The 23,950-nt window shown below is 72.6% G+C and carries 27 protein-coding genes; 10 read left to right on the top strand and 17 right to left on the bottom strand.

All coding sequences use genetic code 11. The annotated features are described in order from the left end of the window. Positions 1–47: 47 nt before the first annotated feature. Entirely contained in the window at positions 48–869 is an 822-nt protein-coding gene (locus IE272_RS20585) for a PhzF family phenazine biosynthesis protein (RefSeq protein ID WP_190007437.1), read from the bottom strand. A 197-nt stretch (positions 870–1,066) separates the two neighbouring features. On the opposite strand from IE272_RS20585, the gene IE272_RS20580 reads away from it, so the two are divergent. Continuing rightward, complete coding sequence (locus IE272_RS20580) at positions 1,067–1,630, top strand: dihydrofolate reductase family protein (RefSeq protein ID WP_190007436.1); 564 nt, start codon at positions 1,067–1,069, stop codon at positions 1,628–1,630. Positions 1,631–1,689: 59 nt separating this feature from the next. Here IE272_RS20580 and IE272_RS20575 read toward each other — a convergent pair whose 3' ends face one another. After that, a complete protein-coding gene (locus tag IE272_RS20575; protein WP_190007435.1) occupies positions 1,690–3,039 on the bottom strand; it encodes an MFS transporter in 1,350 nt (449 codons plus the stop codon). A gap of 415 nt (positions 3,040–3,454) precedes the next feature. After that, positions 3,455–3,850, bottom strand: a complete 396-nt coding sequence (locus IE272_RS20570) for a RidA family protein (RefSeq protein ID WP_056699796.1) — start codon at positions 3,848–3,850, stop codon at positions 3,455–3,457. A gap of 134 nt (positions 3,851–3,984) precedes the next feature. On the opposite strand from IE272_RS20570, the gene IE272_RS20565 reads away from it, so the two are divergent. Beyond that, positions 3,985–4,953 (top strand): helix-turn-helix transcriptional regulator, encoded by a 969-nt coding sequence (locus tag IE272_RS20565; protein WP_056699716.1) that lies wholly within the window; start codon positions 3,985–3,987, stop codon positions 4,951–4,953. Positions 4,954–5,125: 172 nt separating this feature from the next. Here the strand turns inward: IE272_RS20565 and IE272_RS20560 are convergent, their stop codons facing one another. The 3 genes from IE272_RS20560 to IE272_RS20550 all read right to left on the bottom strand — a co-directional run bounded on the left by IE272_RS20560 (position 5,126) and on the right by IE272_RS20550 (position 6,621). After that, positions 5,126–5,671 (bottom strand): FBP domain-containing protein, encoded by a 546-nt coding sequence (locus IE272_RS20560; RefSeq protein ID WP_056699713.1) that lies wholly within the window; start codon positions 5,669–5,671, stop codon positions 5,126–5,128. 115 nt (positions 5,672–5,786) lie between these two features. After that, a complete protein-coding gene (locus IE272_RS20555) occupies positions 5,787–6,218 on the bottom strand; it encodes an RNHCP domain-containing protein (protein WP_050357758.1) in 432 nt (143 codons plus the stop codon). Between the two features lie 22 nt (positions 6,219–6,240). Beyond that, a complete protein-coding gene (locus IE272_RS20550; RefSeq protein WP_190007434.1) occupies positions 6,241–6,621 on the bottom strand; it encodes an RNHCP domain-containing protein in 381 nt (126 codons plus the stop codon). A gap of 468 nt (positions 6,622–7,089) precedes the next feature. Here IE272_RS20550 and IE272_RS20545 point away from each other — a divergent pair, with 468 nt between their 5' ends. Continuing rightward, the gene (locus IE272_RS20545; RefSeq protein WP_190007433.1) at positions 7,090–7,698 is read left to right on the top strand and encodes a PadR family transcriptional regulator; all 609 of its coding nucleotides are present in this window, start codon (positions 7,090–7,092) and stop codon (positions 7,696–7,698) included. A gap of 109 nt (positions 7,699–7,807) precedes the next feature. Here the strand turns inward: IE272_RS20545 and IE272_RS20540 are convergent, their stop codons facing one another. Beyond that, positions 7,808–8,239 carry a type II toxin-antitoxin system Rv0910 family toxin gene (locus tag IE272_RS20540; RefSeq protein ID WP_050357756.1) on the bottom strand — a complete coding sequence of 144 codons (432 nt, stop codon included), beginning with the start codon at positions 8,237–8,239 and terminating at the stop codon, positions 7,808–7,810. 79 nt (positions 8,240–8,318) lie between these two features. Further along, complete coding sequence (locus IE272_RS20535; protein ID WP_007455626.1) at positions 8,319–8,513, bottom strand: hypothetical protein; 195 nt, start codon at positions 8,511–8,513, stop codon at positions 8,319–8,321. A 245-nt stretch (positions 8,514–8,758) separates the two neighbouring features. On the opposite strand from IE272_RS20535, the gene IE272_RS20530 reads away from it, so the two are divergent. The 3 genes from IE272_RS20530 to IE272_RS20520 all read left to right on the top strand — a co-directional run bounded on the left by IE272_RS20530 (position 8,759) and on the right by IE272_RS20520 (position 11,564). Further along, positions 8,759–9,301 (top strand): Clp protease N-terminal domain-containing protein, encoded by a 543-nt coding sequence (locus IE272_RS20530; RefSeq protein WP_179890853.1) that lies wholly within the window; start codon positions 8,759–8,761, stop codon positions 9,299–9,301. Between the two features lie 112 nt (positions 9,302–9,413). After that, positions 9,414–10,445 (top strand): EamA family transporter, encoded by a 1,032-nt coding sequence (locus tag IE272_RS20525; RefSeq protein WP_050357753.1) that lies wholly within the window; start codon positions 9,414–9,416, stop codon positions 10,443–10,445. 159 nt (positions 10,446–10,604) lie between these two features. Next, the gene (locus IE272_RS20520; protein ID WP_050357752.1) at positions 10,605–11,564 is read left to right on the top strand and encodes a DMT family transporter; all 960 of its coding nucleotides are present in this window, start codon (positions 10,605–10,607) and stop codon (positions 11,562–11,564) included. A gap of 58 nt (positions 11,565–11,622) precedes the next feature. On the opposite strand, the gene IE272_RS20515 is transcribed toward IE272_RS20520, so the two are convergent. Then, positions 11,623–12,318, bottom strand: a complete 696-nt coding sequence (locus IE272_RS20515; RefSeq protein ID WP_057661578.1) for a pyridoxamine 5'-phosphate oxidase family protein — start codon at positions 12,316–12,318, stop codon at positions 11,623–11,625. 35 nt (positions 12,319–12,353) lie between these two features. On the opposite strand from IE272_RS20515, the gene IE272_RS20510 reads away from it, so the two are divergent. After that, positions 12,354–13,685 carry an aminotransferase class I/II-fold pyridoxal phosphate-dependent enzyme gene (locus tag IE272_RS20510; RefSeq protein ID WP_073959994.1) on the top strand — a complete coding sequence of 444 codons (1,332 nt, stop codon included), beginning with the start codon at positions 12,354–12,356 and terminating at the stop codon, positions 13,683–13,685. Here IE272_RS20510 and IE272_RS20505 read toward each other — a convergent pair. Further along, the gene (locus IE272_RS20505) at positions 13,672–14,736 is read right to left on the bottom strand and encodes a DMT family transporter (protein WP_190007432.1); all 1,065 of its coding nucleotides are present in this window, start codon (positions 14,734–14,736) and stop codon (positions 13,672–13,674) included. The two genes, IE272_RS20510 and IE272_RS20505, sit on opposite strands and share 14 nt — an antisense overlap. 74 nt (positions 14,737–14,810) lie before the next feature. On the opposite strand from IE272_RS20505, the gene IE272_RS20500 reads away from it, so the two are divergent. Further along, positions 14,811–15,731, top strand: coding sequence for a LysR family transcriptional regulator (locus tag IE272_RS20500; protein ID WP_050357748.1), 921 nt, complete (start codon positions 14,811–14,813; stop codon positions 15,729–15,731). A 53-nt stretch (positions 15,732–15,784) separates the two neighbouring features. Here IE272_RS20500 and IE272_RS20495 read toward each other — a convergent pair whose 3' ends face one another. Then, positions 15,785–16,255, bottom strand: coding sequence for a pyridoxamine 5'-phosphate oxidase family protein (locus IE272_RS20495; RefSeq protein ID WP_056699699.1), 471 nt, complete (start codon positions 16,253–16,255; stop codon positions 15,785–15,787). A gap of 166 nt (positions 16,256–16,421) precedes the next feature. Between IE272_RS20495 and IE272_RS20490 the strand changes: the two genes are divergently transcribed. Further along, the gene (locus tag IE272_RS20490) at positions 16,422–17,102 is read left to right on the top strand and encodes a cysteine hydrolase family protein (RefSeq protein ID WP_050357746.1); all 681 of its coding nucleotides are present in this window, start codon (positions 16,422–16,424) and stop codon (positions 17,100–17,102) included. Here the strand turns inward: IE272_RS20490 and IE272_RS20485 are convergent. The 6 genes from IE272_RS20485 to IE272_RS20460 form a co-directional block, all read right to left on the bottom strand. Then, a complete protein-coding gene (locus IE272_RS20485; protein ID WP_050357745.1) occupies positions 17,089–17,538 on the bottom strand; it encodes a Rieske (2Fe-2S) protein in 450 nt (149 codons plus the stop codon). The two genes, IE272_RS20490 and IE272_RS20485, sit on opposite strands and share 14 nt — an antisense overlap. A 128-nt stretch (positions 17,539–17,666) precedes the next feature. Continuing rightward, on the bottom strand, positions 17,667–18,800 hold the full coding sequence (locus IE272_RS20480; protein ID WP_229897354.1) for a DUF4185 domain-containing protein: 1,134 nt from the start codon (positions 18,798–18,800) through the stop codon (positions 17,667–17,669). Between the two features lie 41 nt (positions 18,801–18,841). Then, positions 18,842–19,831, bottom strand: coding sequence for an alpha/beta hydrolase (locus IE272_RS20475; protein WP_179889854.1), 990 nt, complete (start codon positions 19,829–19,831; stop codon positions 18,842–18,844). A gap of 74 nt (positions 19,832–19,905) precedes the next feature. Beyond that, the gene (locus tag IE272_RS20470) at positions 19,906–20,619 is read right to left on the bottom strand and encodes a C39 family peptidase (RefSeq protein WP_050357743.1); all 714 of its coding nucleotides are present in this window, start codon (positions 20,617–20,619) and stop codon (positions 19,906–19,908) included. 139 nt (positions 20,620–20,758) lie between these two features. After that, complete coding sequence (locus IE272_RS20465; protein WP_050357742.1) at positions 20,759–21,781, bottom strand: winged helix-turn-helix domain-containing protein; 1,023 nt, start codon at positions 21,779–21,781, stop codon at positions 20,759–20,761. Between the two features lie 230 nt (positions 21,782–22,011). After that, entirely contained in the window at positions 22,012–23,025 is a 1,014-nt protein-coding gene (locus IE272_RS20460; RefSeq protein ID WP_190007431.1) for a saccharopine dehydrogenase family protein, read from the bottom strand. Positions 23,026–23,110: 85 nt separating this feature from the next. Between IE272_RS20460 and IE272_RS20455 the strand changes: the two genes are divergently transcribed. Continuing rightward, entirely contained in the window at positions 23,111–23,740 is a 630-nt protein-coding gene (locus tag IE272_RS20455; protein WP_057661569.1) for a TetR/AcrR family transcriptional regulator, read from the top strand. Positions 23,741–23,950: the final 210 nt, after the last annotated feature.

Below are 23,950 nucleotides of genomic sequence, written 5' to 3'. Positions count from 1 at the left end.
GGCCGTGAAAGGGGTGCGCCGGAGGTTCGGCGCACCCCGAAGGGCCGTCAGAGAGCGGTGAGCAGTTCGCCGTCGATCACCGTGACCGCCGTGCCGGTCAGCAGGGTGCGCTCGCCGCGCAGTGCGGTGCGGATCAGTCCCGAGCGGGCGGACGCCTGCAGCCCGGTGAGGTCGTCGCGGCCGAGGCGGGCCGACCAGAAGGGGGCCAGCGCGGTGTGGGCGCTGCCGGTGACCGGGTCCTCGTCGATGCCGACGCCCGGGAAGAAGCCGCGCGAGACGTAGTCGTAGCCCCGGGCGGGGTCCTCTGCGACGGCGGTGGCGATCACCCCGCGCCGGGAGTGGGCCACCAGCGCGGCGAAGTCCGGGGCGAGCGCCCGTACGGCCGCCTCGTCGCGCAGCTCGACGAGCAGGTCGCCGATGTGCTCACCGGTGTCGTGCACGGAGACGGGGTCCGCCCCGAGGGCGTCGGCGAGGCCGTACGGCACCGGCTCCTCGGTGAGCGGGGAGGTGGGGAAGTCGAGGGTGAGCGTGCCGTCCCGCCCGGCGGTCGCGCTCAGGATCCCGCAGCGCGCGGCGAAGCGCACCCGTCCCGTGGCCAGGCCCGTGGTGTGCAGGACATGGGCGGTGGCGAGCGTCGCGTGCCCGCACATGTCCACCTCGGTGGCCGGGGTGAACCAGCGCAGCGCCCAGTCGGCCGTGCCGCCCGGCGGCAGCGGGTGGGCGAAGGCCGTCTCGGAGAGGTTGACCTCGGCGGCGATCTCCTGAAGCCGTTCGGCGGCCGGGAACGTACCGCTGTCCAGCAGGAGCACGCCGGCGGGGTTTCCGGAGAAGGGGCGGTCGGTGAACGCGTCGACGATGCGAATCCTCATGGGGCGACCGTAGATCGCCGGGACGGCGACGGGACAAGGCCAATTCCGGATGTCTGGCCCCTGCGCGGCGCTCCGGAGCGGCCGTGTCCGGCGGGGGCTCACCGCCCACCGATGACTTCCCGGGCCCGACGGAGTCACCAGGGGGTGAACGTACGCGTCCAGCCGGGAGCGTACGCACCCAGTCACGGGAGAGTGGCATGCGCACCCTTGCGATCACCCAGAACATCACCGTGGACGGCTCGATCGAAATGATCACGGACTGGTTCGATCCACAGGGTCACGCGGGCGCGGACATGAGCGACGTCCTGGAGGAGAGCCACCGGCAGGACGAACGTTCCGACGCGCTGCTCCTCGGGCGGCGGACGTTCGAGGACTTCCGGGGCTACTGGCCGCTGCGGACCGATGACACCACGGGCATCACCGCCTACCTCGACCGCGTGGCCAAGTACGTCGTCTCCGGCACGCTCACCGACCCCGGCTGGCAGAACTCGACGGTACTGAAGGGCGATCCCGTCGAGGAGGTCCGCCGGCTCAAGGCCGAGGAGAGCGGCAAGGACATCGTCCTCACCGGCAGCATCACCCTGGCCCACGCACTGATCGCGGCCGGACTGGTCGACGAGTACCGCCTCTTCGTCTACCCGGCCGTCCAGGGCCGCGGCCGACGCCTCTTCCCCGAGGGTTACGAGGTGCCCCGGCTGCGGCTCCTGGAATCGAGGGCGTTCCGCAGCGGGATCACCCTGCAGCGGTACGCCCCGGCCTGACCCCGCCGGGGTTGTGCGTCACGCCTGCGTGGGTCGGGCCTGCGCAGGTCGGGCGTACGTCATTCCGATCCATGTCGTTCCGTGGGCCGCGGCTCCTCCCTCGGGACCGGAAGCAGCCGTCCCAGCCGCGCGAGCGGGGACGCGGCCATCAGGACCGGCGACAGCATCATGCCCGCGGCCGTCACCAGGAGGCCGGTGCGCAGACCCCACTCCTGCGCGAGGAGGCCGCCGAGCAGCGAGCCGAGCGGGGTGAACCCCATGCCCACGAAGGTGATCGTCGCGGCGGCACGCCCCTGCATCCCGTCCGGTGTGACGGCCTGCCGCACCGACATGACCGTGACGTTCACCAGCTGGCTGAAGGTCCCGAACACGAAGTTGACGGCAAGGAGCGCGAGGATCGTCGCGGTCGTGGAGCCGTGCAGGGCCGGTACGCACAACAGCGCCCCGTTGCCGAGCACGGCCGCGGACACGAGCACCACGCCGTGGCCCAACCGGCCCGGCAGCCGTGCCGCCAGGACCGAGCCCAGGAGCGCGCCCGGACCGGTCGCCGCGAGGGCGAGGCCGACGGTGGCGCCCGTCAGCTGCAGTTCGCGCGGGAGGAAGAGCAGATAGACGGTCATCGTGGCCGCGAAGGAGAGCTGGAAGGCGGCGGAGGCGAGGCACACGGCCCGCAGCCAGGCGTTTCCGGCGACGAAGCGAAGGCCTTCCCGGATCCGGCCCCGGACCGGGGCGGCGAGCTCCCGGCGCTCCGGAACCGGTGCGACGCGCTCGGGTACGGGTTCGGGGCGGCCGGGTACGGATTCGGGGCGGCGGATCCGCCTCAGGGACACGAACGACACCGCGAAGAACAACGCCCCGGCGGCCGCGGCGACCGGCGCCGACAGGAGCGACACCAACGCGCCGCCGAGCGCGGGGCCGCCGATCTGCGCCGCGGACCGGCTGCCCTCCAGCGCGCTGTTGCCCCGCACGAGTTGATCGCGCCGGACCATCCGTACGAGGGACGCCTGGTACGCCACGTCGAAGAGGACCGACAGGGCTCCGACGGTGAACGCGACCACGAACAGCGCGGGCAGGCCGAGCAGTCCGAGGAGTCCGGCCACGGCCGCCGCGCCCAGGGCCACGGCGCGGGCGGCGTCGGTGAGCACCATCACCGTGCGGGCCCGCCACCGGTCCACCCACGCACCCGCGAGGAGCGAGAGCAGCAGGATCGGCGCCTGCCCCACGGCGCGGAGGGCGCCCAACGGGCCCGCGCCCGCGTCGAGCGTCAGGACGGCGAAGAGCGGCAGCACGACGAGCGTCGTGTGTTCGCCGAGCTGGGAGGCCGTCTGACCCGCCCAGAGCCTGCGGAAGTCGGCGTCCCGCCACAGCGAGGGGGACGGGGAGGGGGGAGAGGAGGAAGGGGGCCGCACAGGAGCCTCTGGGGTCGCCGGGCACGAGACCCGCGGCCCGGCGCACGAAGGCGCACCCGGGCATCGGGTGGGAGAAGGGCTCGCTGTGCCGCGACCTCTGGGGCAGCACGCGATGACGGGCCGGTATGGCTACGACGTCAGCGCGCGCTCGGACGACCGGGCATGTCTCTCTCCGCTCCTGGTGGATCCTTCGTCGTCCGGAACGCTAGCGCCCGGCGTGCGGGGGCGAAAGACCATTAGCGGGAGGGGAGGCCGAAGGCGATGACGTGAGGGGGAGGGTGCGACCGGCTGTACCCGGCTGCGACCGGGCGCTACGTCTCGGCGGCCATGACGCGATGCACCGGAAATCGGCTCACCGCCCGTACCGTTCCCGCCGGTCCGGGCGACGGGAAACGGTACGGGCGGTGGAGTCGCATCACGCGACGGCGGTGCCCTCCAGCTCGACCAGCAGGCCGGGGACCGCCAGTCGCGTCACCCCGAGCAGGGTGCTGGCCGGCGCCACCCCGGCCGCGCCCAACCGGCCCGCCAGCGCGCCGTAGTGCTGGAAGAGCAGATCGACGTCGGTCGTGTAGACGTTGAGGCGGACGAGGTTCGCGAGTGACATGCCCGCCCCGCTCAGCACGGCCTCCAGGTTGTCGATGCTCAGGGTCAACTGCGCCGCCATGTCCCCGTCGTGCCGGGGCTTGCCGTCGTCGCTCGTCGCGGTCTGGCCCGAGACGTACAGCGTCCGGGTCTGCCCGGAAACGAGTTCACCCTGGTTGAACCCCAAGTCCACCGACCACGTCACCGGGTTGACGGCCGTTCGTTCCAGTGCCACTTCAGCTCCATTCGATTCATGGGAGTACGGAGGTCCGTCGGCTCGGCGCTCGCCGGTCTCGACGTCGTACGGGGAGCCTGCCAACGAATGACGACACCCTTGGTCATGTATTTCGCTACCGTTCCCGTATGCGCGCCGACCGATTGGTCTCGTTGGTACTGCTGTTGCGTCAACGCGGCCGGCTGACCGCCGACACGCTGGCCCGCGAGCTGGAGGTGTCCACCCGCACCGTGCTGCGCGACATCGAGGCACTGTCCGCGGCCGGAGTCCCGGTCTACGCCGAACGCGGCCGGCACGGCGGGTTCGCCCTGCTGCCCGGTTTCCGGACCGAGCTGACCGGGCTGAACCACGACGAGACCCTCGCCCTGCTCGCCGCCGGATCAGGGCGCGGGGAGCAGGTGTTCGGCCTCGGACCGGCGCTCGCCTCGGCCATGCGGAAGGTGGTCGACGCGCTGCCCGAAAGCCATCAGGCCGCCGCGAGCGACGCGGCCCAGCGGTTTCTCGTCGACCCGGAGACCGACCTGCTCTCACGCCGGCCGGTCGTCGATCAGGTACCGGGCACCACCATGATCGAGGTCCGCCGGGCCGTGCTCTCCGGCCGCAAGCTGCGCATCCACTACGCCGCCACGGACCAGGCGCCGCAGTGGCGCACGGTGGACCCGATCGGCCTGGTGACCGTACGGGACCGGGGCTACCTGCTGGCCACGAGATCCGGGGCGGACCGCACCTACCGGCTGTCGCGGGTGCTGGCAGCCGAGGAGCTGCCCGAACCGGCCCAGCGGCCGAACCGGGTCGACCTGGACCGGATCTGGCGGGACCGTTCCGCTCGATTCCTCTCCGGCGGCGACCATGTCACCGCGCTGGTGCGGGTGGACCCGGTGCGGCGGGAGGAACTGCTGGGCACCGTGCTGGCCGTCCGCGCGGAAGATCCCGACACGGACGGCTGGCCACGGCTGGAGGTCACCTTCCAGGACGCACGGCACGCCGAATGGGCGCTGTGGCGGCTCGGCACGGACGCGGAGGCCCTGGCCCCGCAGTCCTTGCGCAGTGCCCTGCGCGAGCGCGCCGCCACGCTCGCGGCCCGCTACGGGGCCTAGGTCGTGTCCGCAAAGTCTCGTCTGGCCCGCGACGCCTGGCACGCACTCTCGCGGCGTTGCCGAAATGCCCGAGTAGCTCCGCTACTAGGACACTCCGGCGCCTTGCGAGAGCACGCACCAGACGCCGCGGGCCCCGCCCGGCGGGCGGACGACGATACTTTGCGGACACTCCCTAGGACCTCTCGTTCGGTTCATGTCCGGCCCGCGGACCCCGGCCCCGGTGCGGTTCGCCGACCGAACGAACGAAGTCGACCGTGCGCGAGCGCAGGCCTTCTCGGCGCGACCGGAGGATCTCCTCGACCGGACGGTCGAAGGCTTCGCGGGCCGGCTTGCTGTGCACCTTCACCGCGCAGTCGAGATCGGTGCACAGGAGAAGACCGACCGCGTTCAGGCGTTCGCGTTTGTCACGTGACGGGCGTTGAGCGGTGAACAGCGAGACCTCGTTGAAGCGGCGGGCGAACCGGCACAGGTCGCACATCATCGCGCGCGAACCGTGCGCCGAGTCGTTCGGGGCCTGCCGCAGCAGCACCCCCCGTGCCCGGCCGTCAGCCTCGGTGACGAGATAGGCGCGCTTCGGGGAGCTCGGGTCTCTCCATCCGAGGTAGTCGATCCGGTGCCATCGGACCTCGTCGAACCGGGCCGGCAGGCGAACCCTCTTCGCGGCCGGGTCCAGGTTCACGATCGCGCCGCGCACCTCTTCCCTGGTCATGGGGCGCATGGCTGCTCCTTGCGAGTCGCGCACGGGTGCGATCTGTTGGGGGACGGGGGGTGTGGGAGGGCTGGGCGTCGAGGCGTGGGCGTCCTGTGGCACGGCATCGCGCGTGACGGCCGGGTCACGGCGCGAGCCGCGTGCGTTGGGCGATGCCGGGGTCCCGCAGGGGTTTGAGCGCCAGGCGAACCAGGGCCAGTGGGTTGTCGTCACCGGCGATGCGATTGGCGCTGAGCTCACCGCAGGACACGCACCGGTGGATGATCATCCACTCGCCGTCGGGCCTGACCGACATGCACAGCGCTTCCATCCGGGCGCGGCAGTCCGCAGCCCGGTCGCCCGGCACCCGTCGGTCGACGTGCAGGCTGACCAGGCAGGTGGGGCAGTGATTGCGGTGCGTGGTGCCGGGCGCGTCCACGGACACCTCCAGCCGGCAGCCCGCGCACCGGAAAGCGTGTCCCCGGTGCCCTCCCTGGCTGTGCAGGACGTCCTTGTACCGCTGCGGCCGCCGTGCGCCCCGGGCACGGCGACGGGTGTTCTTCGCTCGTCTCGGCATGGCCGGTCCTCTTCCTTCCTGATCAGAGGTCGCCGAACGCTTCGAGCGGAAAGGGGGGTTGGGCCAGTGGCCGTACGGCCAACCGCATCAGGACGAGCTGGTTGTCGTCCGCGCGGGTGGGGCTGGAGGTCAGCCCGTCGCAGCGCGCACAACGGTGAATGACCATCCAGTCGCCCGTACGCGGAACGGCGACCGCGATCGGCGACATCCGGCCCCGGCAGTCACCGGAGCCGCCGTCGGCGGGGTCGGGAACGTGCGGGGACTGCAGACACGAGGGGCAGTGGTGGCGCTGTGTGCCGTCGTCGGCGACGGCGGACGCGGTCCGGCCGCACCACGCGCAGGAGAAGGCGCTGTGCAGGGCGGTGCTCGGAGTGCTGGAGAGAGTTCTGCTGGTGGTGGACACCCGGGGTGCTCCTTGCTGGGAAGTCTGTGATGACAGCAAGAGCAGGCCGAGCGGCCTCGACGAAGACGCCCACCCCGTACGACGCGACATACGCGCGAGGGCGGAGGAATGGGCTGATTCAGTGCACCGGAGAGTCACGTCCGGACGCCGTCCGAGAAGGAGGCAGGAGGAAGACGGACTACTGGCTAGACGGTGCAGCGAGGCGCGCGCGGCGCGGGCCGGAACATAAAAATCTCTCTTTTCCGGGGCACGGAAGCCCAGAGCAGACCGAGGAACGCCGTCAGCGTAACCACGGCCCGACCGAGGGGGCCAGTGGTTTTCTCGGGCGCCGCTCCACCCCTCGTGAACAGCGCAGTCGTGTCTCCGGCGCTCGAGTGTCGCCGACGATCGCCTTGTCGCTCGATAGGTTCCGATATATCGTTGACGCATCGCGACAGATCAACGATGGAAGAGGGAAGGGGCGTAGAGATGCGTTCACACGGACATGGATACGAGCACGGGCCGGGGCACTGCGGTCCCGGTCAGCACGGTCGAGGCGAGGGTGACGGTCGTCGGGCTGCTTTCGGGCCCTTCGGGCCGCCTTTCGGCGGCGGCCCGTTCGGCGGCGGACGCGGCCGGGGCGGCGGCGGTCGGGGGCGGGCGCGCCGCGGTGACGTGCGGGCGTCGATCCTGGCGCTGCTGAAGGACCGCCCGATGCACGGTTACGAGATGATCCAGGAGATCGGCGAGCGCAGCGGCGGGGCCTGGCGGCCCAGCCCGGGCTCCGTCTATCCGACGCTCCAGCTGCTGGAGGACGAGGGCCTGATCGTCAGTGCCAGCGAGGGCGGCAAGAAGCTGTTCACGCTCACCGACTCCGGGCGGAGTGAGGCCGAGACCGGCCCCGAGGCTCCGTGGGAAGAGGCCGGGCGCGGTGTGGACTGGGAGGGCGTCAATGAGATCCGGCAGGCCGGATTCGGTCTGATGGAGGCGTTCGGGCAGGTCTGGAAGACCGGCTCCGCCGAACAGCGGAAGAAGGCGCTGACGGTCATCAACGACGCGCGCAAGAAGCTCTACCTGATCCTCGCCGACGAGCACTGAGCGTGCCCGGCAAGGTCGCGCCCGAAGCGGCCCTGCGTGAACGCGGGCCGTGCTCGCGGGGCCCCGCGGGACGATTCCGCGGGGTCCCGCGCGTGCCGCGCGGGCATCGTCAGGAGGTGACGAGCCCGCCGAGCTTGCGCAGCGACTCCTGGAGCGCCGCCGTCGCGGAGTCCTTGAGCTTGCCGCCCATCAGCGAGACCGCCGCGCCGGTGAACTCCCCGTCGATGCGCATCGTCGTGGCGTCGCCCTCCGGGGTCAGGGAGTACCGCATGGCCAGGTTGACCCCCATCGGGCCCTTGCCCCTGGTCGCCAGCAGGCGGCCCTCCTCCAGTCCGTCGACCGTCCAGGTCACCTCGGCCGGGAAGCCCATGAGCTTCATGTTCTCCTCGTAGGTGGCCGCGAGTTCCAGTTCGGCCGGGCCACCCTTGGGGAAGCTGGTGTGGGTGGCGTTCCACTCCCCGTACGACGAGAAGTCCGTCAGGCGGCCCCAGACCTTCTCGGCGGGCGCCTCGATGCGTGCCTCGGCGCTGACTTCAGCCATGCGACCACCCCTGGTTCGTCCGGTTTCGGTGTCGCGGAAGGTAGCGGTGGGCGCGGCAACATTCAATACTGATGAACCGTCAGATCTGTTGGGGCTGTCTGTTCCGCCAGATCACCGCGGCGTCGAACCTGTCCGACGCGCGGGGGTGGGGGCCCTCGTCGTGGCAGTGGAAAGCCGTCCAGAAGAGATCGGCGGGCAGGGCGTCGTCGGGTGCGTACACGCGGTAGACGTACTGCAGCCCGTCCTGGGCGAGCAGCGCGACCATCCAGAACACCCGTTCCTCTCCTCCCGCCCCCCCGCCGCGTGTGTATGGCGTGAGAGACGTGCGCTCGGGGCCCGCGGTTGCCGTGGGGGCGTGAAAAGCAAGGCGGCGCGCGCTCCCGGCCGTCATGGTTGTGCCGTGCGGTGCGATCTCATCCGCAAGGATGATGGATCGCTCCGGTGTCCCCAACTTCGGTGGGATGCTCAATGGGTCGTTCCGGGGATGTCTTTCGGTCGCGGGACTGATGAGGTAGAGGTGTGCAAAACCGGACGCCGCGCATGCCTGACCAGCCCGCACCGAACCACGCCGGGAACGATGCCCGCTTCACCGTGGAACTGGCATCGGTGCTGACGGGTGCGCGCAGGCGCGCGCTGCGCGACGGGGACCGGCAGATCGACACCGCCCACCTCCTGCACTCGCTGATCGAGACGGACCCCGAAGTCCGCGAGGCCTTCGACGGCGGGCCCCAACTGGCCAAGGTGCTCGGCTATCTCGTCCAGCGCAGCATCGGCTACGGGCTCCGCTGGCAGGGTTCGGTCGAGGACACCGGCGCCGTCCCGGTGGTGCGCGCCCCGGCGGTCGACGGCTGGTCGCCCTCGGCCCTCGCCGCGATGGAGGACGCGCTGTACCGCGCGGCGTCGCGCGGCGAAGTGCGCGCCGCCGGCCTCGATCTGCTCGCCGCGCTGGCCGCCGACACCGAGTGCCGTGCGGTGGAGGTGCTCTCCCGTGGGGGCGTGGACGCGCGGTGGCTGGCGGACCGGGTGGTCGTGCTCACGGCCGATGCCGCGCGACACGGGTGAGCCGCTCCGTGACGGGTGATGCGTAGGTTCCCTCACCCGGTCGCGGCCGGAGCGCCGTCTCGACAGGCGTCACGGGGATGACGGTGCTGTCGACTGCTGCCATGATGTGCCGATGCAAGCGTCTTCGGGATTTCAGGGCAGAAGTGCCGGACTGGGCCTCGCACTGGTCTCGGCCTTTGCGTTCGGCGGTTCGGGAGTGGCGGCCAAGCCGCTGATCGAGGCGGGTCTCGACCCGCTGCACGTGGTCTGGCTGCGCGTCGCGGGCGCCGCCGTCATCATGCTCCCGGTTGCCTGGCGCCATCGGAATCTCGTTCGGGAACGCCCCGCGCTGCTGGCCGGGTTCGGCCTGTTCGCGGTGGCCGGCGTCCAGGCCTTCTACTTCGCCTCCATCTCCCGAATCCCCGTCGGCGTGGCGCTCCTGGTGGAATACCTGGCGCCCGCGCTGGTCCTCGGCTGGGTCCGCTTCGTGCAGCGCAGGCCCGTCACCCGGGCCGCCGCGGTCGGCGTGGTGCTGGCGGTGGGCGGTCTGGCGTGTGTCGTCGAGGTCTGGTCCGGGCTCAAGTTCGACCTGCTCGGCCTGCTGCTCGCCCTCGGGGCGGCCTGCTGCCAGGTCGGCTACTTCGTCCTCTCCGACCACGGCGGGCAGGACGGCCGGGACGGCGGGGGCAAGCACGCCGAGCCCCCGCACCCCGTCGGTGTCATCGCGTACGGACTGATCGTCGGCGCGGCCGTCCTCACCGTCGTCGCCCGCCCCTGGGGCATGGACTGGTCGCTGCTCGGCGGCAGTGCGGGCATGAACGGCAACGAGGTCCCCGCCTGGCTGCTGCTCGGCTGGATCGTGCTGCTCGCCACCGTGCTCGCGTACGTCACCGGGGTCGTCTCGGTCCGGCTGCTCTCGCCGCAGGTGGCCGGAGTCGTCGCCTGCCTCGAAGCGGTCATCGCGACCGGTCTGGCCTGGGTGCTGCTCGGCGAGCACCTCTCCGCACCGCAGCTCATCGGTGGATTCGTGGTCCTGACCGGTGCGTTCATCGCCCAGTCCGCCGCGCCGAAGCCCCCGTCGGGTCCCGTCGCCTCCGGCGTCGGCACCGGCGCGGCGGCCGGGGTCGTCGAGGGCGAGTTGTCCGGCGACCGGGCCCCGCATTAGTGTGCCGACCATGCATCTGACTGTGCTGCCGCCCCCTGCCGCCTAGCGCGGGCGGCCACTCCTGACGAAGACCGGGCTCGGGCAGTCCCCGAGCGGTTCGTCGCTGCCCGCATGCGGATCCGAGCGGCCCACCACCCTGTCCTCCTCCGGAGAAGTCATATGTCCATCCCTGTTGCTTCCGTGCTGCCCGTCGGGCGGAGCATGCTGTATCTCGTCGTCGCCGGAATCGCCTGGGGCACCGCCGGCGCGGCCGCGTCCCTGATCTTCCGGGTCAGCGATCTTGGCCCCCTCGCCCTGTCCTTCTGGCGCTGCGTGGGCGGTCTCCTGCTGCTCGCCGGGGCGCTCGCGCTGCGCCCCCGCCGGGCTCCCCGGGAGCCCGAACCCCGGCGTCGCCGACTGCTCCGGATCCTCGGAACCGGCATCGGTCTCACGGTGTTCCAGAGTGCCTACTTCGCGGCGGTCGAGGTCACCGGCCTCGCCGTCGGCACCGTCGTCACCCTCGGCGCCGGTCCCGTCCTGATCGCCGTCGGGGCCCGCCTGCTGCTGGGCGAACGCCTCGGCCGGGGCGGCCTGGCCGCCGTGACCGGCGCGCTGACCGGGCTCGCCGTGCTGGTACTCGGCGGTGAGGGCGGCGACGTCGTGCCGGCCGGGGTGCTGCTCGCGCTGCTCTCCGCCGCCGGGTACGCGGCCATCACGCTGCTCACCCGCCTGCTCGGGCGGGACGGTGGCGGCGGTGACGCGCTGACCACCAGCGCCTGGGCCTTCGGCATCGGAGCGGTGGGCCTGCTGCCCATGGCCATGGCCGAGGGGCTGGTGCCGCACACCGCCGAGACCGGGCAGGTGCTGTGGCTGCTGGTCTATGTCGCGGCGGTCCCCACGGCGCTCGCCTACGCGCTGTACTTCGCCGGGGCGGCCGCCGTCCGATCGGCCACCGTCTCCGTGATCATGCTCCTGGAGCCGGTGAGCGCGGCCGTCATCGCGGTGACCGTCCTGCGGGAGCGGCTGACGGCGGCCACGGTCCTCGGCACGCTGCTCCTGCTGACCGCCGTGGCCGGACTGGCCCTGGCGGAGGCGCGCGGTGCGGCGGCGGCCCGCCGGAGGGAGGCCCTGGCGGTGTGACCGCCGCTGCCCGGCGGGGCGGTGCCGGTCGCGGCGGCCATGGCCGCCGCGACCTCCGTCAGAGCGCGGACAGATAGTCCGGTACGCCGATGGCCGGGTCCATGTCGTCCGCGGGGACCGGCGCCGCGTAACCCCGGGTGAGCGGCACGATGCCGGTCCAGTGGGGGAGGGTGCTGTCCTCGGGCTCGTCGTTGGGACCGCCGGTGCGGACCTTCGCGGACACTTCGTTCAGGTCCAGCCGGATCACCGCCGTCGCGGCGAGCTCCTTGGCGTCGGCCGGCCGGGAGTCGTGGGAGCGGCCGGGCACGACCTGTTCCACGATCGCGTCCAGGGCGAGCCGTCGCTCCTCGGGGTCGGTCACTGTCACGGCCGTGCCGTGCACCACCACCGAGCGGTAGTTCATCGAGTGGTGGAAGGCGGACCTGGCCAGCACGAGGGCGTCGACATGGGTGACCGTCAGGCAGACCGGCATCCCCGGGTCGGCGCTCCTCGCCGAGCGCAGCGGTCGCGAGCCCGTCGAACCGTGGACGTACAGCCGCTCTCCTATCCGGCCGAAGAGGGTCGGCAGGACGACCGGTGCGCCGTCGCGCACGAAGCCCAGGTGGCAGAGGTAGGCCTCGTCGAGGATGGAGTGGACCAGCTCGCGGTCGTAGGAGGCGCGCTCCTTGGACCGGGTGGGCACCGTGCGGTCGGTAGGAAGGTAGGGGGCGGCGACGCCGGAGCCCGTGTCGTCGGGCGGTGCGGTGTGCTGCATTGCTTACTCCATTGCACTAGTGCATACTATCGTTTGTGCTAGGAGAGTATCGGATCAGTGGGCGGCGCGCATCGGAGATTGCCGCCAGTGTGGAGCGCGGGGTCAGCTCCGGAGACCTCTCGCCGGGTCATGTGCTGCCCCCCATGCGGGAGTTGGCGGCGCGCCTGGAGGTCAATCCCAATACCGTGGCCGCCGCCTACCGGACACTGCGCGAGCGCGGTGTGATCGAGACGGCCGGACGCCGGGGCAGTCGGGTGCGTCCGGCCCCGGTCGGCGCGTCGCGCGGTTCGCTGCGGATCGAAGCGCCCCCGGGCGTACGGGACCTCGGCGAGGGCAATCCCGATCCGGAACTGCTGCCCGACCTCGGGCCCGCGCTCGCCGCGGCCGCCGCCGCCGACGCGGAGAGCCGCGGTCTGTACGGGCAGGACGCGGTGGTCGCGGAGTTCACCGCGTACGCCCGCGCCGCGCTGGACGCCGACGGGGTGCCCGCCGGGCCGGTCGCCGTGACGTCCGGAGCCCTGGACGCGATCGAGCGGGTTCTCGCCGCGCACCTCCGGCCGGGCGACGCGGTGGCGGTGGAGGACCCCGGCTGGGGCAGCGTGCTCGACCTCGTCACGGCGCTCGGGCTGCGCGCCGTACCGGTCGGCGTGGACGACTCCGGTCCGGTGGCCGCCGATGTGGAGCGGGCGCTGCGGGCCGGGGCGCGGGCCCTCGTCGTCACCGACCGGGCGCAGAACCCGACCGGCGCGTCCCTGGACGCGCCGCGCGCCCGGGAGCTGCGCGCGGTCCTCGGGCGCCACCCGGACGTACTGCTGATCGAGGACGACCACGGGCACGCCATCGTCGACCTGCCGCTGCATCCGCTGGCCGGGGTGACGGCCCACTGGGCGTTCATCCGCTCGGCGGCCAAGGCGTACGGCCCTGATCTGCGGGTCGCCACGCTCACCGGGGACGCCGTCACCGTCGACCGGGTGGCGGGACGGCAGCGGCTCGGGCCCGGCTGGGTCAGCCGGCTGCTCCAGCGCGCCCTGCTCCACCTGTGGACCTCCGACGCCATCGACACCCGTGCGGTGTCCCGCTCCTACGGCGACCGCAGGGACGCGCTCATCCACGCCCTCGCGGAGCGCGGCGTGGTGGCCCGAGGTCGCAGCGGGATGAATGTGTGGGTGCCCGTGAGTGACGAGACCGGAGCGGTCGCCCGGCTGCTCCACGCGGGGTGGGCCGCGGCCCCGGGAGCCCGCTTCCGGCTGGACACGCCCCAGGGGGTGCGGCTCACCGTCTCCCCGCTGACCTCGGCGGACATCGGGCCCCTGGCGGACGCGGTGGCCGCCGCCGCGGGGCCCGCACGGCCGGTCAGCTACGGCTGAGGCCGGCCGCGTCCGCGCCCGGCCGGGCGGCTCGGTCCGCCGAGGGCTCCGGCGCGGCGGCGGCCGGACGTCCCGAGGGCTCCGATGGCGCGGCAGGGCGCGCCCGGCTCTGGGTGAGGGCCGCCCCGACGAGGACGATCAGAGCCCCGACCGGGGTGTTCCAGCTCAGCTGCTCGCCGAGCAGCGCGACGCCCGCCGCTGTCGCGATCACCGGGATGAAGTAAGTGACCATCTGGGCCGTTGTCGGACCGACCTCCTGGACCAGGCCGTACTGGAGCAGCAGCGCGAGGCCCGTGCCCAGCGTTCCGAGGGCGAGCACCGAGAGGGTCGGGAGCAGCGGGAAGGATGTGGGGGCCGAGGTGAACAGCGGTGTCACCACGGCCAGTTGCACCGTACCGAGGAAGAGCTGGCTGCCCGTCAGCGCCAGCGTCGACGATCCGGTTCCGGCCAGGGTGCGGCGGACGTAGATCCAGCCGACCGGGTAGCAGAACGAGGCGAGCAGCGCCATGCCCGTACCCGGCAGGTCCAGGCCGGAGAAGCCCTGCCAGGCGCCCAGCACCGTGAGGACGCCGAGGAAGCCGACGCCGAGACCGGCCACCCGGCGGCGGGTCGGGCGGTCCTCCGACAGGGCGACCACCGAGAGGGCCATGCCCCACAGCGGCGAGGTCGCGTTGCAGATCCCGGCGAGCGTCGAGGGGATCGTCAGCTCCGCGTAGGAGAAGAGCGAGAACGGCAGCGCGTTGAGAAGGAACGCCGCCACCGCCAGGTGCCCCCAGGTCCGGGCGGAGCGCGGCAGCCGCTCCCGGCGCATCGCCATGGCGGCGGCCAGCACCGCCGTACCGGCCAGCAGCCGGCCGAAGGTGACCTGGAACGGGGCGTAGCCCTCGGTCCCGACCTTGATCAGCAGAAAGCTGAACCCCCAGATGAGCGAGAGCCCCGCGAACCGGATCCGCCAGTCGAGGGCGGGGCGCCGGGCGACAGGCGCGGTCGGGGCGGGCGGGGGAGGTGCTGATGCCGGGGCCGTGGCCCTCGGCTCGCAGGGAGCGCTCATGAGGTCCACCCTGACGAAGACGACGTCTTAGAACAAGTGAATCTTTCTGTACTCGATCGCGTAGCATCGCTTACATGTTGAACCTGGAGCGGCTGCGCACGCTGGATGCCCTCGCCCGGCACGGCTCGGTGAGCGGGGCGGCCGACGGGCTGCACGTCACGACGTCGGCGGTCTCGCAGCAGATGGCGAAGCTGGAGCGAGAGGTGGGGCAGCGGCTGCTCGCCAGATACGGCCGCGGCGTCCGCCTCACCGATGCCGGCCGGCTGCTCGCGGACCACGCCGCGCGCATCCTGTCACAGGTGGAGCTGGCCCAGTCCGACATCGAGGCGCAGCGGGGCGAGGTCGTCGGCGAGGTGCGGATCTGCGCCTTCCCGACCGCGGCCCGCGGGCTGTTTCCCACGATGCTCACCTCCCTGCGCGCGGACCACCCCGAACTCACCGTCCGTACGCAGGAGCTGGAGCCCGAGCAGGGGCTGCGCTCGGTGCTCCGCGGCGACGTCGACCTGGCCGTCGTGCTCGACTGGAGCAACAAGCGCCTGCCCGTGCCCGGCGGGCTGGCCAAGGCCGAACTCCTCGACGACGCACCGGACATCGCCATGCCGGCCGGACATCCGCTGGCGGACCGTGACGAGGTGGAGCTGGAGGACTTCGCGGACGACGAGTGGGTGTCCTGGCCCGAGGGCGAATTCTGTTACGAGTGGCTGATGTTCACCCTGCGCTCCCGGGGCATCGAGCCGCGCATCGCCCATCTGGCCGGCGAGCACCATACGCAACTCGCGCTGATCGCAGCCGGTTTCGGCGTCTGCGTGGCACCGCGACTGGGACGTGGCCCGGTCCCCGAAGGGGTGCGACTGGTGCCGGTGCGGCAGACCGTGCGGCGGCACGTCCACGCGGTCTGGCGCACGGACGCGGACCGCCGCCCGTCGGTCCGCGCCGCGGTGAAGGCGTTGCGGGCGGCGGCCGCGGGTGCGGGCGTGGCGGCGGGCGGCGCATAGGACTGGAGGCCGGGGGCGGGGCCGGTTCCGGCGTCGGGGGCCGAGGCGGGGGATCAGGCGAGTTCGGCGAGCTTGCGGAAGTCCCAGGAGGTGATCGTCTCCGGGGTGAGCCGCAGCCAGGCGTGCCGTCCGTCGTGCGGCATCTCCGTCATGCCGAAGTACTTCACGGGGAACAGCTCCTCCGCCTCCACGAGTTCGGGGCAGGGCTCGCCCGTGCGGGGCGCCTCGCCGACGAACTCCGCCCGGCCGGTGAGCTCCACGCCGCGCAGCTCCCCGTACCCCTCGCCGTCGTCCACCACCACGGCGATCCTGGCGTCCCGGCGCAGTTGGGACCAGCGCAGACTGCGCGTGATGGAGTACAGCCAGAGGGAGTCGCCGTCCCAGACGAACCACAGAGCGCCGATGTGCGGAGCGCCGTCGGCGCCGAGCGTCGCCACCCGGCAGGTGCGCTGTTCGCCGAGATAGGCGTCCCGCTCCCCGGGCGTCATCATGATCCGGCGGCCTCGTCGCTGGGTATCGGTCATGGCCGCCCTCTCCTGGGTTCTGACTGGGTGTCAGAAATCATGGACGCTCTTCCTTCATGACGCAATGGCCGCTACTCTCGCGCGCCCGGCCCGACCGAGGAGGTCCGCCCGCCACCGGACGGCGGACACCACCGGACGGCGGACACCAGGAGAGGGAGGAGCGCCCGTGCCGTCGAGGAGATCACAGGAGCAGCTCACCGAACTGCTCGACCCCGCCACCACCGTCCTGCTGACCGTCGAGTGCCAGCAGGGCGTCGTGGGACCGGACAGCGCGCTGCCCGAACTCGCCGCCGCCGCCCGCTCGTCGGGCGCGCTCGCCAACGTCGCCCGCCTCGTCGCCGCCGCCCACGAGCGTGGCGTCCAGGTGATGCACGCCGTCGCCGAGAGCCGGCCCGACGGGCGCGGCGGCAACCGCAACGCCCGGCTCTTCCGCGCCGCCGCCCGGCTGCCCGTCCAGCAGCACACCGGCAGCACCGCCGTCCGGATCGCGCCCCCCATCGAGGTGGCCGACGAGGACCTCGTCGTCCGTCGTCTGCACGGCCTCTCGCCCCTGGCCGGCACCGACGTCGATCCGCTGCTGCGCAACCTCGGCTGCCGGGTGCTCGTCGTCACCGGCGTATCGGCCAACATCGCCGTCCCCAACGCCGTCTTCGACGCCGTCAACCTCGGCTACACGGCCGTCGTGCCGGCCGACGCCATCGCGGGGGTGCCCGCCGATTACACCCCCGCCATGGTCCGCAACACGCTCGCCCTGGTCGCCACCGTCACCACCACGGACGCCGTTCTCGGCAGCTGGAAGCGACCGCGCGGTCGGGCGGCGGGGCAGGGAGCGGCTACGCCAGCCTGATCGAGTCGCCCTCGACGGTGATCTCCCGGGCGGGCAGCGGCCGGGTGGCGGGCCCACCGGTCGGGCTGCCCGTGGCGGCGTCGAACGTGGAGTTGTGGCAGGGACACGTGATCGTGCCGCCCGAGACGTCCTTGACCGCGCAGCCCTGATGGGTGCACGTGGACGAGAACGCCTTGAACTCGCCCGGCTGCGGCTGGGTCACCACGACCTTCTGCGCGGCGAAGACCACCCCGCCGCCCTCCGGGATGTCCGAGGTCGCGGCGATCACCTCTCCGCCCTTGCCTCCGCTGCCGGGCTGCTCGACCGTGTCCGAGCCTCCCGAACCGTCCGATCCTCCGCCGCACGCGGTGAGGGCGGCAGCCGCTCCGGCCGCTCCCACCGCGGCGACGACCGTGCGGCGTCCGAGCAGGCTCCGGTGCTCCTGCGTTGCGCTCATCGCGGCATTCCCTTCGTCGGCGTTCCCGTCCCGGTCACTTCGGTCAGAGGTACGTGCCCCGGGGCCGGTGTGTTCACGCCGCGATACGGGACGTGACGCACGCCGCCGCATGTCCGCCGCCGACCGGTTCAGTGCGCCGGACCCTCCAGACCGTTCACCCGGTACTGCATGACCCGGTAGTTCTGGGCGTCGTACCACTGGCTGACCGCGATATGGAGGTCGTCGACGCCGGAGCCCGGGATGATGAAGCCGCCGTACGGACTCGCCACGGCGTTACCGGTCTCCCGGCCGGGCACCGTGGGGACGATCATGGTCTGCTCCGCCGTCGTGAACAGGTTCGAGGTCGGCGTCGCGAAGATCTGGGCGCGGATGTCGAGCGGGCTCATGTTGAGCCAGGTGAGCGCGTATCCGCCGCCCATGGCCCGGAAGCAGATCTCGCCCCAGCGCCGCGGCGACGTCACGGTCGTCGGGGGATTGCCCCAGGCCCACGCCCCGCCCGCGTACCCCCATGGCTCGTAGGCGGCCGGATCCCCAGGAGCGTCCTGGCGAACCCGGTGGAGCAGCAGACCGGAGGTCACGTCCCGGTCGAAGGCGGTGGACAGCACATACAGGTAGCCGTCGTCCGCGACCGCGTACGTCTTCTGCTGGAACTGGCCGCCGTGCAGACCGCCCGGCCACTGACACAGGTACTGCCAGGTCTCGCCGTTGTCGTCGGAGCGCCAGAAGTCGGTGTGATGGGTCTCGTAGATCACCCCGCGCATCAGGTGCATGTACATCGTCGGCCCCACCGTGAACACGTCGGAGGGGATGGCGGTGGTGCCGCCCGTATGCCCCTCCGGGACGAGGCCGACGGCGCGTGATCCCCCTACCGCGCCGTCGACCACGAGCGACCCGGGCGAGGCGTTCGACGAGCGCAGTCCGACGGGAGACCGCCAGTCGGGCCCGCCGTCGCCGCCCCCGTCGAAGGTGTCACCGCACACGAACAGCATCGAACCGTCGGGGCACCGCACCGGGATGCCGAGGTCCGTCCAGGGCGCCGCGAACCGCCCGGTCAGGGCGGGGCCGCTGAGGTCGCGCACCTTCGATTCGGTGACGCGGGACGTCGCCGCCGCCCCGGGAGCGCCTGCGAGGATTCCCGCCGCGGCGAGGCCCCCGGCCGCCGCGGAGCGCAACAGCGACCGACGGCTCGGTGGATTCGGACGGCCGGAGCCGGCGGTCCGCCCGTCGGGCCGGACGGACCGGAACCGGTGGGGTTCGTGCATGACGGTCTCCCGGGGTCGGTGGAAGGCGATGCCTCCAGGTGTCAGGCCTTACGGAGACGGGCGACGATCCCGTCCAGGTCCCGCTGGAACAGATCGGGGCGGACGAAGTGACCGCCGGGCACCTCGTGCCACTCGTGACCGATGCCCGCCGCACCGAGGCGTTCGCGGAACTCCCGCTGACCCGCCAGGACTTGCGTCTCGTTGACCGTGTCGAACCAGTTGACCGGGTCGGGGCTGGTGCCGGCGGCCAGGAACACGCGCTTGTTCCGGTAGCTCTCGACGCGCTGCACCGGGTTGTCGGCGCTGACCCGGGCCTCGTCCCACAGCGGCGCGCCGTAGACGGTGGCCCCGCCCAACTCCACAGCGGCCGACGAGAGGTTGGCCCAGTGGGTGACGAGCCCGGCGTCGCGGCGCAGGCTGGCCGGCCCCGAGTGGGAGCTGACCGAGGCGAAGTGCCCGTAGTACTTGGCCGCGTACTTCAACGCGCCGAAGCCCCCCATCGAGAACCCGGAGACCGCCCGGCCGTCGTACTCGGCGTACGTACGGAAGTTGGCGTCGACCCAGGGGAGCAACTGGGCGATGTGGAAGGTCTCCCAGTTGCGGGGGCCGACGTTGGAGCCGACCGGGTTGGAGTACCACCCCGCCGCGCCGCCGTCGGGCATCACGACGATGAGCGGCTTCCCGGCGGTCCAGGCGCGGATGCCCATCCGGTCGAACGTGATGAAGTCCTGGCCGGTGCCGCCTCCGTGGAACAGGTACAGGACCGGGTACCTGCGCCCACTGGTGTGGTAGCCGTCCGGCAGCAGGACGTTGACGCCGGGGTCCCAGCCGATCGCGTCGGTCGCGAAGCGGAAGTAGCGCATCCGGGGATCGCGCTCGTCGCGGTCCACGATGCGCAGACCGAAGCCGTCGCCCACGGCATGGGCCGCGGATGCCGACGCCAGCACGCCTGCCGCGCCGAGTGCCGTCGTCGCGGTCAGTCCGGCGGCGGCTTTCATGACGCCTCTGCGGGTGGGCCGTTGCGTGCTCAACGTGACCTCCTGGTAAGGGGGAACGGGGTCGGGGTCGCGGGGCGGTCGTGCCCGCCCCGCGACATCGGGCGGAGTCAGGCGGAGTAGCCCTTCGGCGGGATCAGGGTGGCCAGCTGGTCGAAGGAGATCCAGTAGATCTGGTTGCCGCCGAAGGACGCGGGGTCCGCGATGAGGACGGTCCGGTCGACCGCGTCGTAGCCGAAGACGGTGAAGTAGTGGTAGATCGTCTGGTCCGGCGGGTAGCCGGGCGGCTGGTTGCCCGGCGGGGCGACGATGTTGGCGACCAGCGGATAGTTGCGGTCGATGTCGTACACGATGTCGTGCCACAGGAGGTCCCGCTGCCCCTGGGTGGGCGGGTCGTTCGGCATCTCCTTTGTCTCGTACCAGCCGCCGCCCAGACGCGCGTTGAGCACGCCGGTGACCTGTCCGATGTGATCGGTGCCCGCCTCGGTCGTGCCGAGCTGCGCGGCCAGCTCGCCCTGGCTCGGCGCGGCGGTCCGGGCGGAGAGCGCGATGCGCGTCGCGGCGGGACCGCACCAGTAGCCGGTCTCCTGGACCTGGTAGGCGATCTCCAGCCAGCGGGCGTCGCCCGAGCGCCCGGCGGGGACCCGCAGCCGGGTCCCCGGCTCGTCGTAACCGGAGGCGAGGGCCGTTCCGGCCGTCGAGTCGTGGGCCCGCACGTCGACGACCGGGACGGCGGGGGCGGGCGACGCCTGAGCGGTGCCGGGGAGGAGGAGTGCTCCGAGGACGAGTGCTGCGACCGTGCTGGGGACAAGTCTCGCGCGCATGGGGGCTCCTGTGGGGGACGGGGCCGTACGGGAACATCGGCGCGGGGACGGTGTGGGGCCGTCCGGCCGGGTGCGGTGCGGTGACAGGAGTCAGAGTGGAGTCCCGGCCGAGCCGGGCACAAGCGGTGTAAGTCCAGGCTTACGGGTGCGGTTCGCCGTCCGGCCCGAGCCCGGCACGGCGGTCCTCCGCGGCCAGCAGCGCACGTCCCTCGGCGGTGGCGACGTGAAAGGCGCGGCCGGCCGTGCGGACGGTGGTGGTCAGGCCCGCCGCGCGCAGGACGTTCATGTGCTGGCTGACGGCCGGGTGGGTCACCTGGAGCATCCGGGCCGCCTCCACGGTGGAGCAGCCGGCGCGGGTGGCCCGCAGCAGGTCCGCACGGGTCTGCCCGAGAAGGCGGCCGAGGGGACCCCGGCCCGTCTCCGGTCCCGCCGCCCCGGTGGGCCCGGCCCAGTCGGCCGTGTGGTGGATGGGATGGACCAGGACGGGCGGCAGCTCGCCGTCCGCCAGGGTGGTCGGGGTGGGCCAGCAGAAGAACGACGGCTGGAGCACCAGCCCCCGCCCGTCCAGCCGCAGGTGCTGGTCGACCGGATAGGTGACCTCCAGTACGGGCGGCCGCCAGCGGACGTCGGGCCCGAGCCCGGCCAGCAGCGCCTCGGTGCCGCCGTCCATCAGGTGCCGTGTCCGCAGCGCCCGGTCCGCCTCCAGGTCCGCGCGGACGTGCCGCCAGTGCGGTACGAGCGCTTCCGCCTGGTAGGCGTGGAGCGCCTCGCCCAGCCGGGCGAGCGCGTCCGCGTCGCCCTCGGCCAGCGATGCCGCCCAGCCGGGCAGCCGCGTCGACCCGGCCAGCCGGGTCAGCTCCGCACGCAGCCTCGGCCGCGGTGTTCCGAGCAGGGTGTCGACGGCGGCCCGGAGCGTGGTGCGGTCACCGGAGGTGGGGGTGAGGAAGTCGGGGGAGTATCCGTGCGGCGGCAGCAGCGGGGAGAGCAGGCGGCGGCTCTCCGGGAGCCGGGGCCGCACCCAGCGGCGCCAGGCCCCGAAAACCCTTTGCCCGTCGGTCCGTTGAAGAGTCTGCACACTGTTGGTGATCTCCCACAGGAAGTCCGGCCCCGGGGCCACCCTGACCCGCGTCAGGTCCTCGGGCGTGAAGTGGATCCGCAGCATGGACGCTCCATCGGAAGGCGGGGCCGGCCACCGCACCCGCGGGCCGCCGTGCGAACACCGGCGGGGAACAGGCCACTACCCGCCACCGCGACGGGATATGCCGCGCCGACGGTTCGGCCGTGGCCGCCGCGCGCGACGCGGTTCGGCGCCGCCGGGGCCGGGAGCGCCCCGGTCCGCGGATCCACAGGATCACCCGCGTCACGATGGGTGCCGTTCCTCCGGGGAGAGGCTCAGCTGTCGCCGGGCGCGCCGATGAAGTAGGCGCCGGTCTCCGCCATCCGCTCGACCGCATAGGCCGGGTCGAGCAGTGTCTCGGGCATGTGGATGCCCGGTGCGACGGCTTCGCCGCGCAGCCCGAGCAATCGCTCGACACCGAGGGCGATGCCGGTCGCGGTCATGGGACGCTGCCCGGCCGGGTGGACCAGATAGCGGCTCCTCCTGATCGGCGCACCCCCTGGGCCCGCTCCTTCGAGGTCGATCCGGACCTCGAGACTCGCGGGTCCGCCGCGACGCCGGCCCGCGGATTCGCCGACGGCGAAGTCGAAGCGGACGTCGGGCGCGTCCGTCGCGAGGGCGAGGCTCGTCACGTCGAGGACGGCGATGCTCCGGCCGGGCAGACCGGTGCCGTCGGTACGGCGCACATCCGCCTGTGCGTCGGGGTCGGTGACCCAGGTGAAGACGCCGTCCCGGCGTACGAGCCCCGCCGAGGTGGCGGTGGACCACCGCTGCAGATCCGCTACTCCCGCAGGCCCGCCGGTGTCCTGTTCGTCCAGTACGGCACTGATCCGGATGGCGTCGATCCGGTCGAACCGCCGCGCCGAGTGCAGTGCCGCGAGGACGACGGCACCGGCGCAGTAGTGGCTGGCCACCAGGATCGGCGCGGCGTTCGCCCGCTGGGCGCCCGCGACGACCTCCGGCGCGATGTCCACCAGGCCGCTGGAGATGCTGAGGTACGGCAGCCCGCGACGCTGCGCGAAGCGCAGCCCGTGCAGCCGGTCGTCCCAGAGCGCGGCGACCACTGCGGAGTAGCGGCGGTCGGCCGGGAGGCCGAGATCGCCGCGCCGCAGATCGATGGTCGCGGCCGTCGCGGCGCCGAGCCCGTCGGCCACCCGCCGCGCGCGGTCGATGTCACGGCCCGCGATCGTCAGCGGCAGTGCCGGGTGCCATCGGCGCAGGAGGGCGGCGGCCCCCGCGCCCGCCTGGCCCGTACCACCCAGGATCAGTACCGATTCCGTCTGTCCCACTGCGCGTTCCCCTCACGTCAACGAAGCTACATTTTGTAGCCTACGTTTTGTAGCTTAGGTTGGAGGGGGAACGCAAGGGAGGACCATGGCCACCACACCGACCCGCCTGTCCAAGCCGGCCAGGCGGGAGCAGTTGCTCGACACCGCCGTGGCGATCGTGCGCGCTCAGGGCGCCGATGGTCTGACGCTGGTCACCCTCGCGGAGCGGGCCGGGGTGAGCAGGCCGATCGCGTACGACCATTTCGGCACGCGCCCCGGCCTGCTGCTCGCGCTCCACCGGCGACTCGACGAACGCCACCGGGACGCGATCACGCGGGCGTTGCGGGACGCGGCACCCGGCGCCGGTGAGGTCGCCCGCGTCATCAGCGCCGCCTACTTCGCCTGCGCCACCGACATGCCGGAGCTCAACGCCGTCTCCGCCGCGCTGAAGGGGAACCCGGAAATGGAGGCGATCCAGCACGAGTTGACCGACAGCTACGCGGAGCTGATGGCCACCGCGCTGCTGCCGTACTCCGGCCTCGCGCCCCGAGCCCTCCGGCTGCGGTGCGTCGGCGTGCTGGGCGCGGCCGAGGCGATCGCCGCCGAGCTGAACCGGGGGCGGGCAACCGACGGCGAAGCGGTCACCGCGTTGACCGGCCTGATCGTGGGCGGACTCGATGCCGGGTCGGAACGTGACGAAGGGCCTGCCTCCTCGCCCGGGGGCGGCGGTGCATAGTCGCGGAACAGGACCTTGGCACGGTGGCTCGGACACTCGGCGCCGACGATCACCCGGTTACTATGCTCACTTCATGCCGGAGGCCGGGAGCAAGGGGCGCGCCGCCGTCGACGGACTGCTCGGGGGGCGGGGAGCGGGGAGATCGGGAGGTCGACCGGAACTCCCCGGACACCACCGGGTCCGCCGGTGGATGATTCCCGTTGCCGCACC

It is taken from the genome of Streptomyces anulatus (assembly GCF_014650675.1).
GTDB classification, from domain to species: Bacteria; Actinomycetota; Actinomycetes; order Streptomycetales; family Streptomycetaceae; genus Streptomyces; species Streptomyces anulatus.
The sequence above is the reverse complement of the archived record's forward strand: the minus strand, read 5'-3'. Positions and strand labels throughout refer to the sequence as shown.

What these genes read in the sequence shown, in the direction of transcription:
- IE272_RS20585 (WP_190007437.1), bottom strand. Translation starts at nt 869, where the DNA reads ATGAGGATTCGCATCGTCGACGCGTTCACCGACCGCCCCTTCTCCGGA.
- IE272_RS20580 (WP_190007436.1), top strand. Translation starts at nt 1,067, where the DNA reads ATGCGCACCCTTGCGATCACCCAGAACATCACCGTGGACGGCTCGATC.
- IE272_RS20565 (WP_056699716.1), top strand. Translation starts at nt 3,985, where the DNA reads ATGCGCGCCGACCGATTGGTCTCGTTGGTACTGCTGTTGCGTCAACGC.
- IE272_RS20560 (WP_056699713.1), bottom strand. Translation starts at nt 5,671, where the DNA reads ATGCGCCCCATGACCAGGGAAGAGGTGCGCGGCGCGATCGTGAACCTG.
- IE272_RS20555 (WP_050357758.1), bottom strand. Translation starts at nt 6,218, where the DNA reads ATGCCGAGACGAGCGAAGAACACCCGTCGCCGTGCCCGGGGCGCACGG.
- IE272_RS20545 (WP_190007433.1), top strand. Translation starts at nt 7,090, where the DNA reads ATGCGTTCACACGGACATGGATACGAGCACGGGCCGGGGCACTGCGGT.
- IE272_RS20540 (WP_050357756.1), bottom strand. Translation starts at nt 8,239, where the DNA reads ATGGCTGAAGTCAGCGCCGAGGCACGCATCGAGGCGCCCGCCGAGAAG.
- IE272_RS20525 (WP_050357753.1), top strand. Translation starts at nt 9,414, where the DNA reads ATGCAAGCGTCTTCGGGATTTCAGGGCAGAAGTGCCGGACTGGGCCTC.
- IE272_RS20520 (WP_050357752.1), top strand. Translation starts at nt 10,605, where the DNA reads ATGTCCATCCCTGTTGCTTCCGTGCTGCCCGTCGGGCGGAGCATGCTG.
- IE272_RS20515 (WP_057661578.1), bottom strand. Translation starts at nt 12,318, where the DNA reads ATGCAGCACACCGCACCGCCCGACGACACGGGCTCCGGCGTCGCCGCC.
- IE272_RS20505 (WP_190007432.1), bottom strand. Translation starts at nt 14,736, where the DNA reads ATGAGCGCTCCCTGCGAGCCGAGGGCCACGGCCCCGGCATCAGCACCT.
- IE272_RS20500 (WP_050357748.1), top strand. Translation starts at nt 14,811, where the DNA reads ATGTTGAACCTGGAGCGGCTGCGCACGCTGGATGCCCTCGCCCGGCAC.
- IE272_RS20495 (WP_056699699.1), bottom strand. Translation starts at nt 16,255, where the DNA reads ATGACCGATACCCAGCGACGAGGCCGCCGGATCATGATGACGCCCGGG.
- IE272_RS20485 (WP_050357745.1), bottom strand. Translation starts at nt 17,538, where the DNA reads ATGAGCGCAACGCAGGAGCACCGGAGCCTGCTCGGACGCCGCACGGTC.
- IE272_RS20480 (WP_229897354.1), bottom strand. Translation starts at nt 18,800, where the DNA reads ATGCACGAACCCCACCGGTTCCGGTCCGTCCGGCCCGACGGGCGGACC.
- IE272_RS20470 (WP_050357743.1), bottom strand. Translation starts at nt 20,619, where the DNA reads ATGCGCGCGAGACTTGTCCCCAGCACGGTCGCAGCACTCGTCCTCGGA.
- IE272_RS20465 (WP_050357742.1), bottom strand. Translation starts at nt 21,781, where the DNA reads ATGCTGCGGATCCACTTCACGCCCGAGGACCTGACGCGGGTCAGGGTG.
- IE272_RS20455 (WP_057661569.1), top strand. Translation starts at nt 23,111, where the DNA reads ATGGCCACCACACCGACCCGCCTGTCCAAGCCGGCCAGGCGGGAGCAG.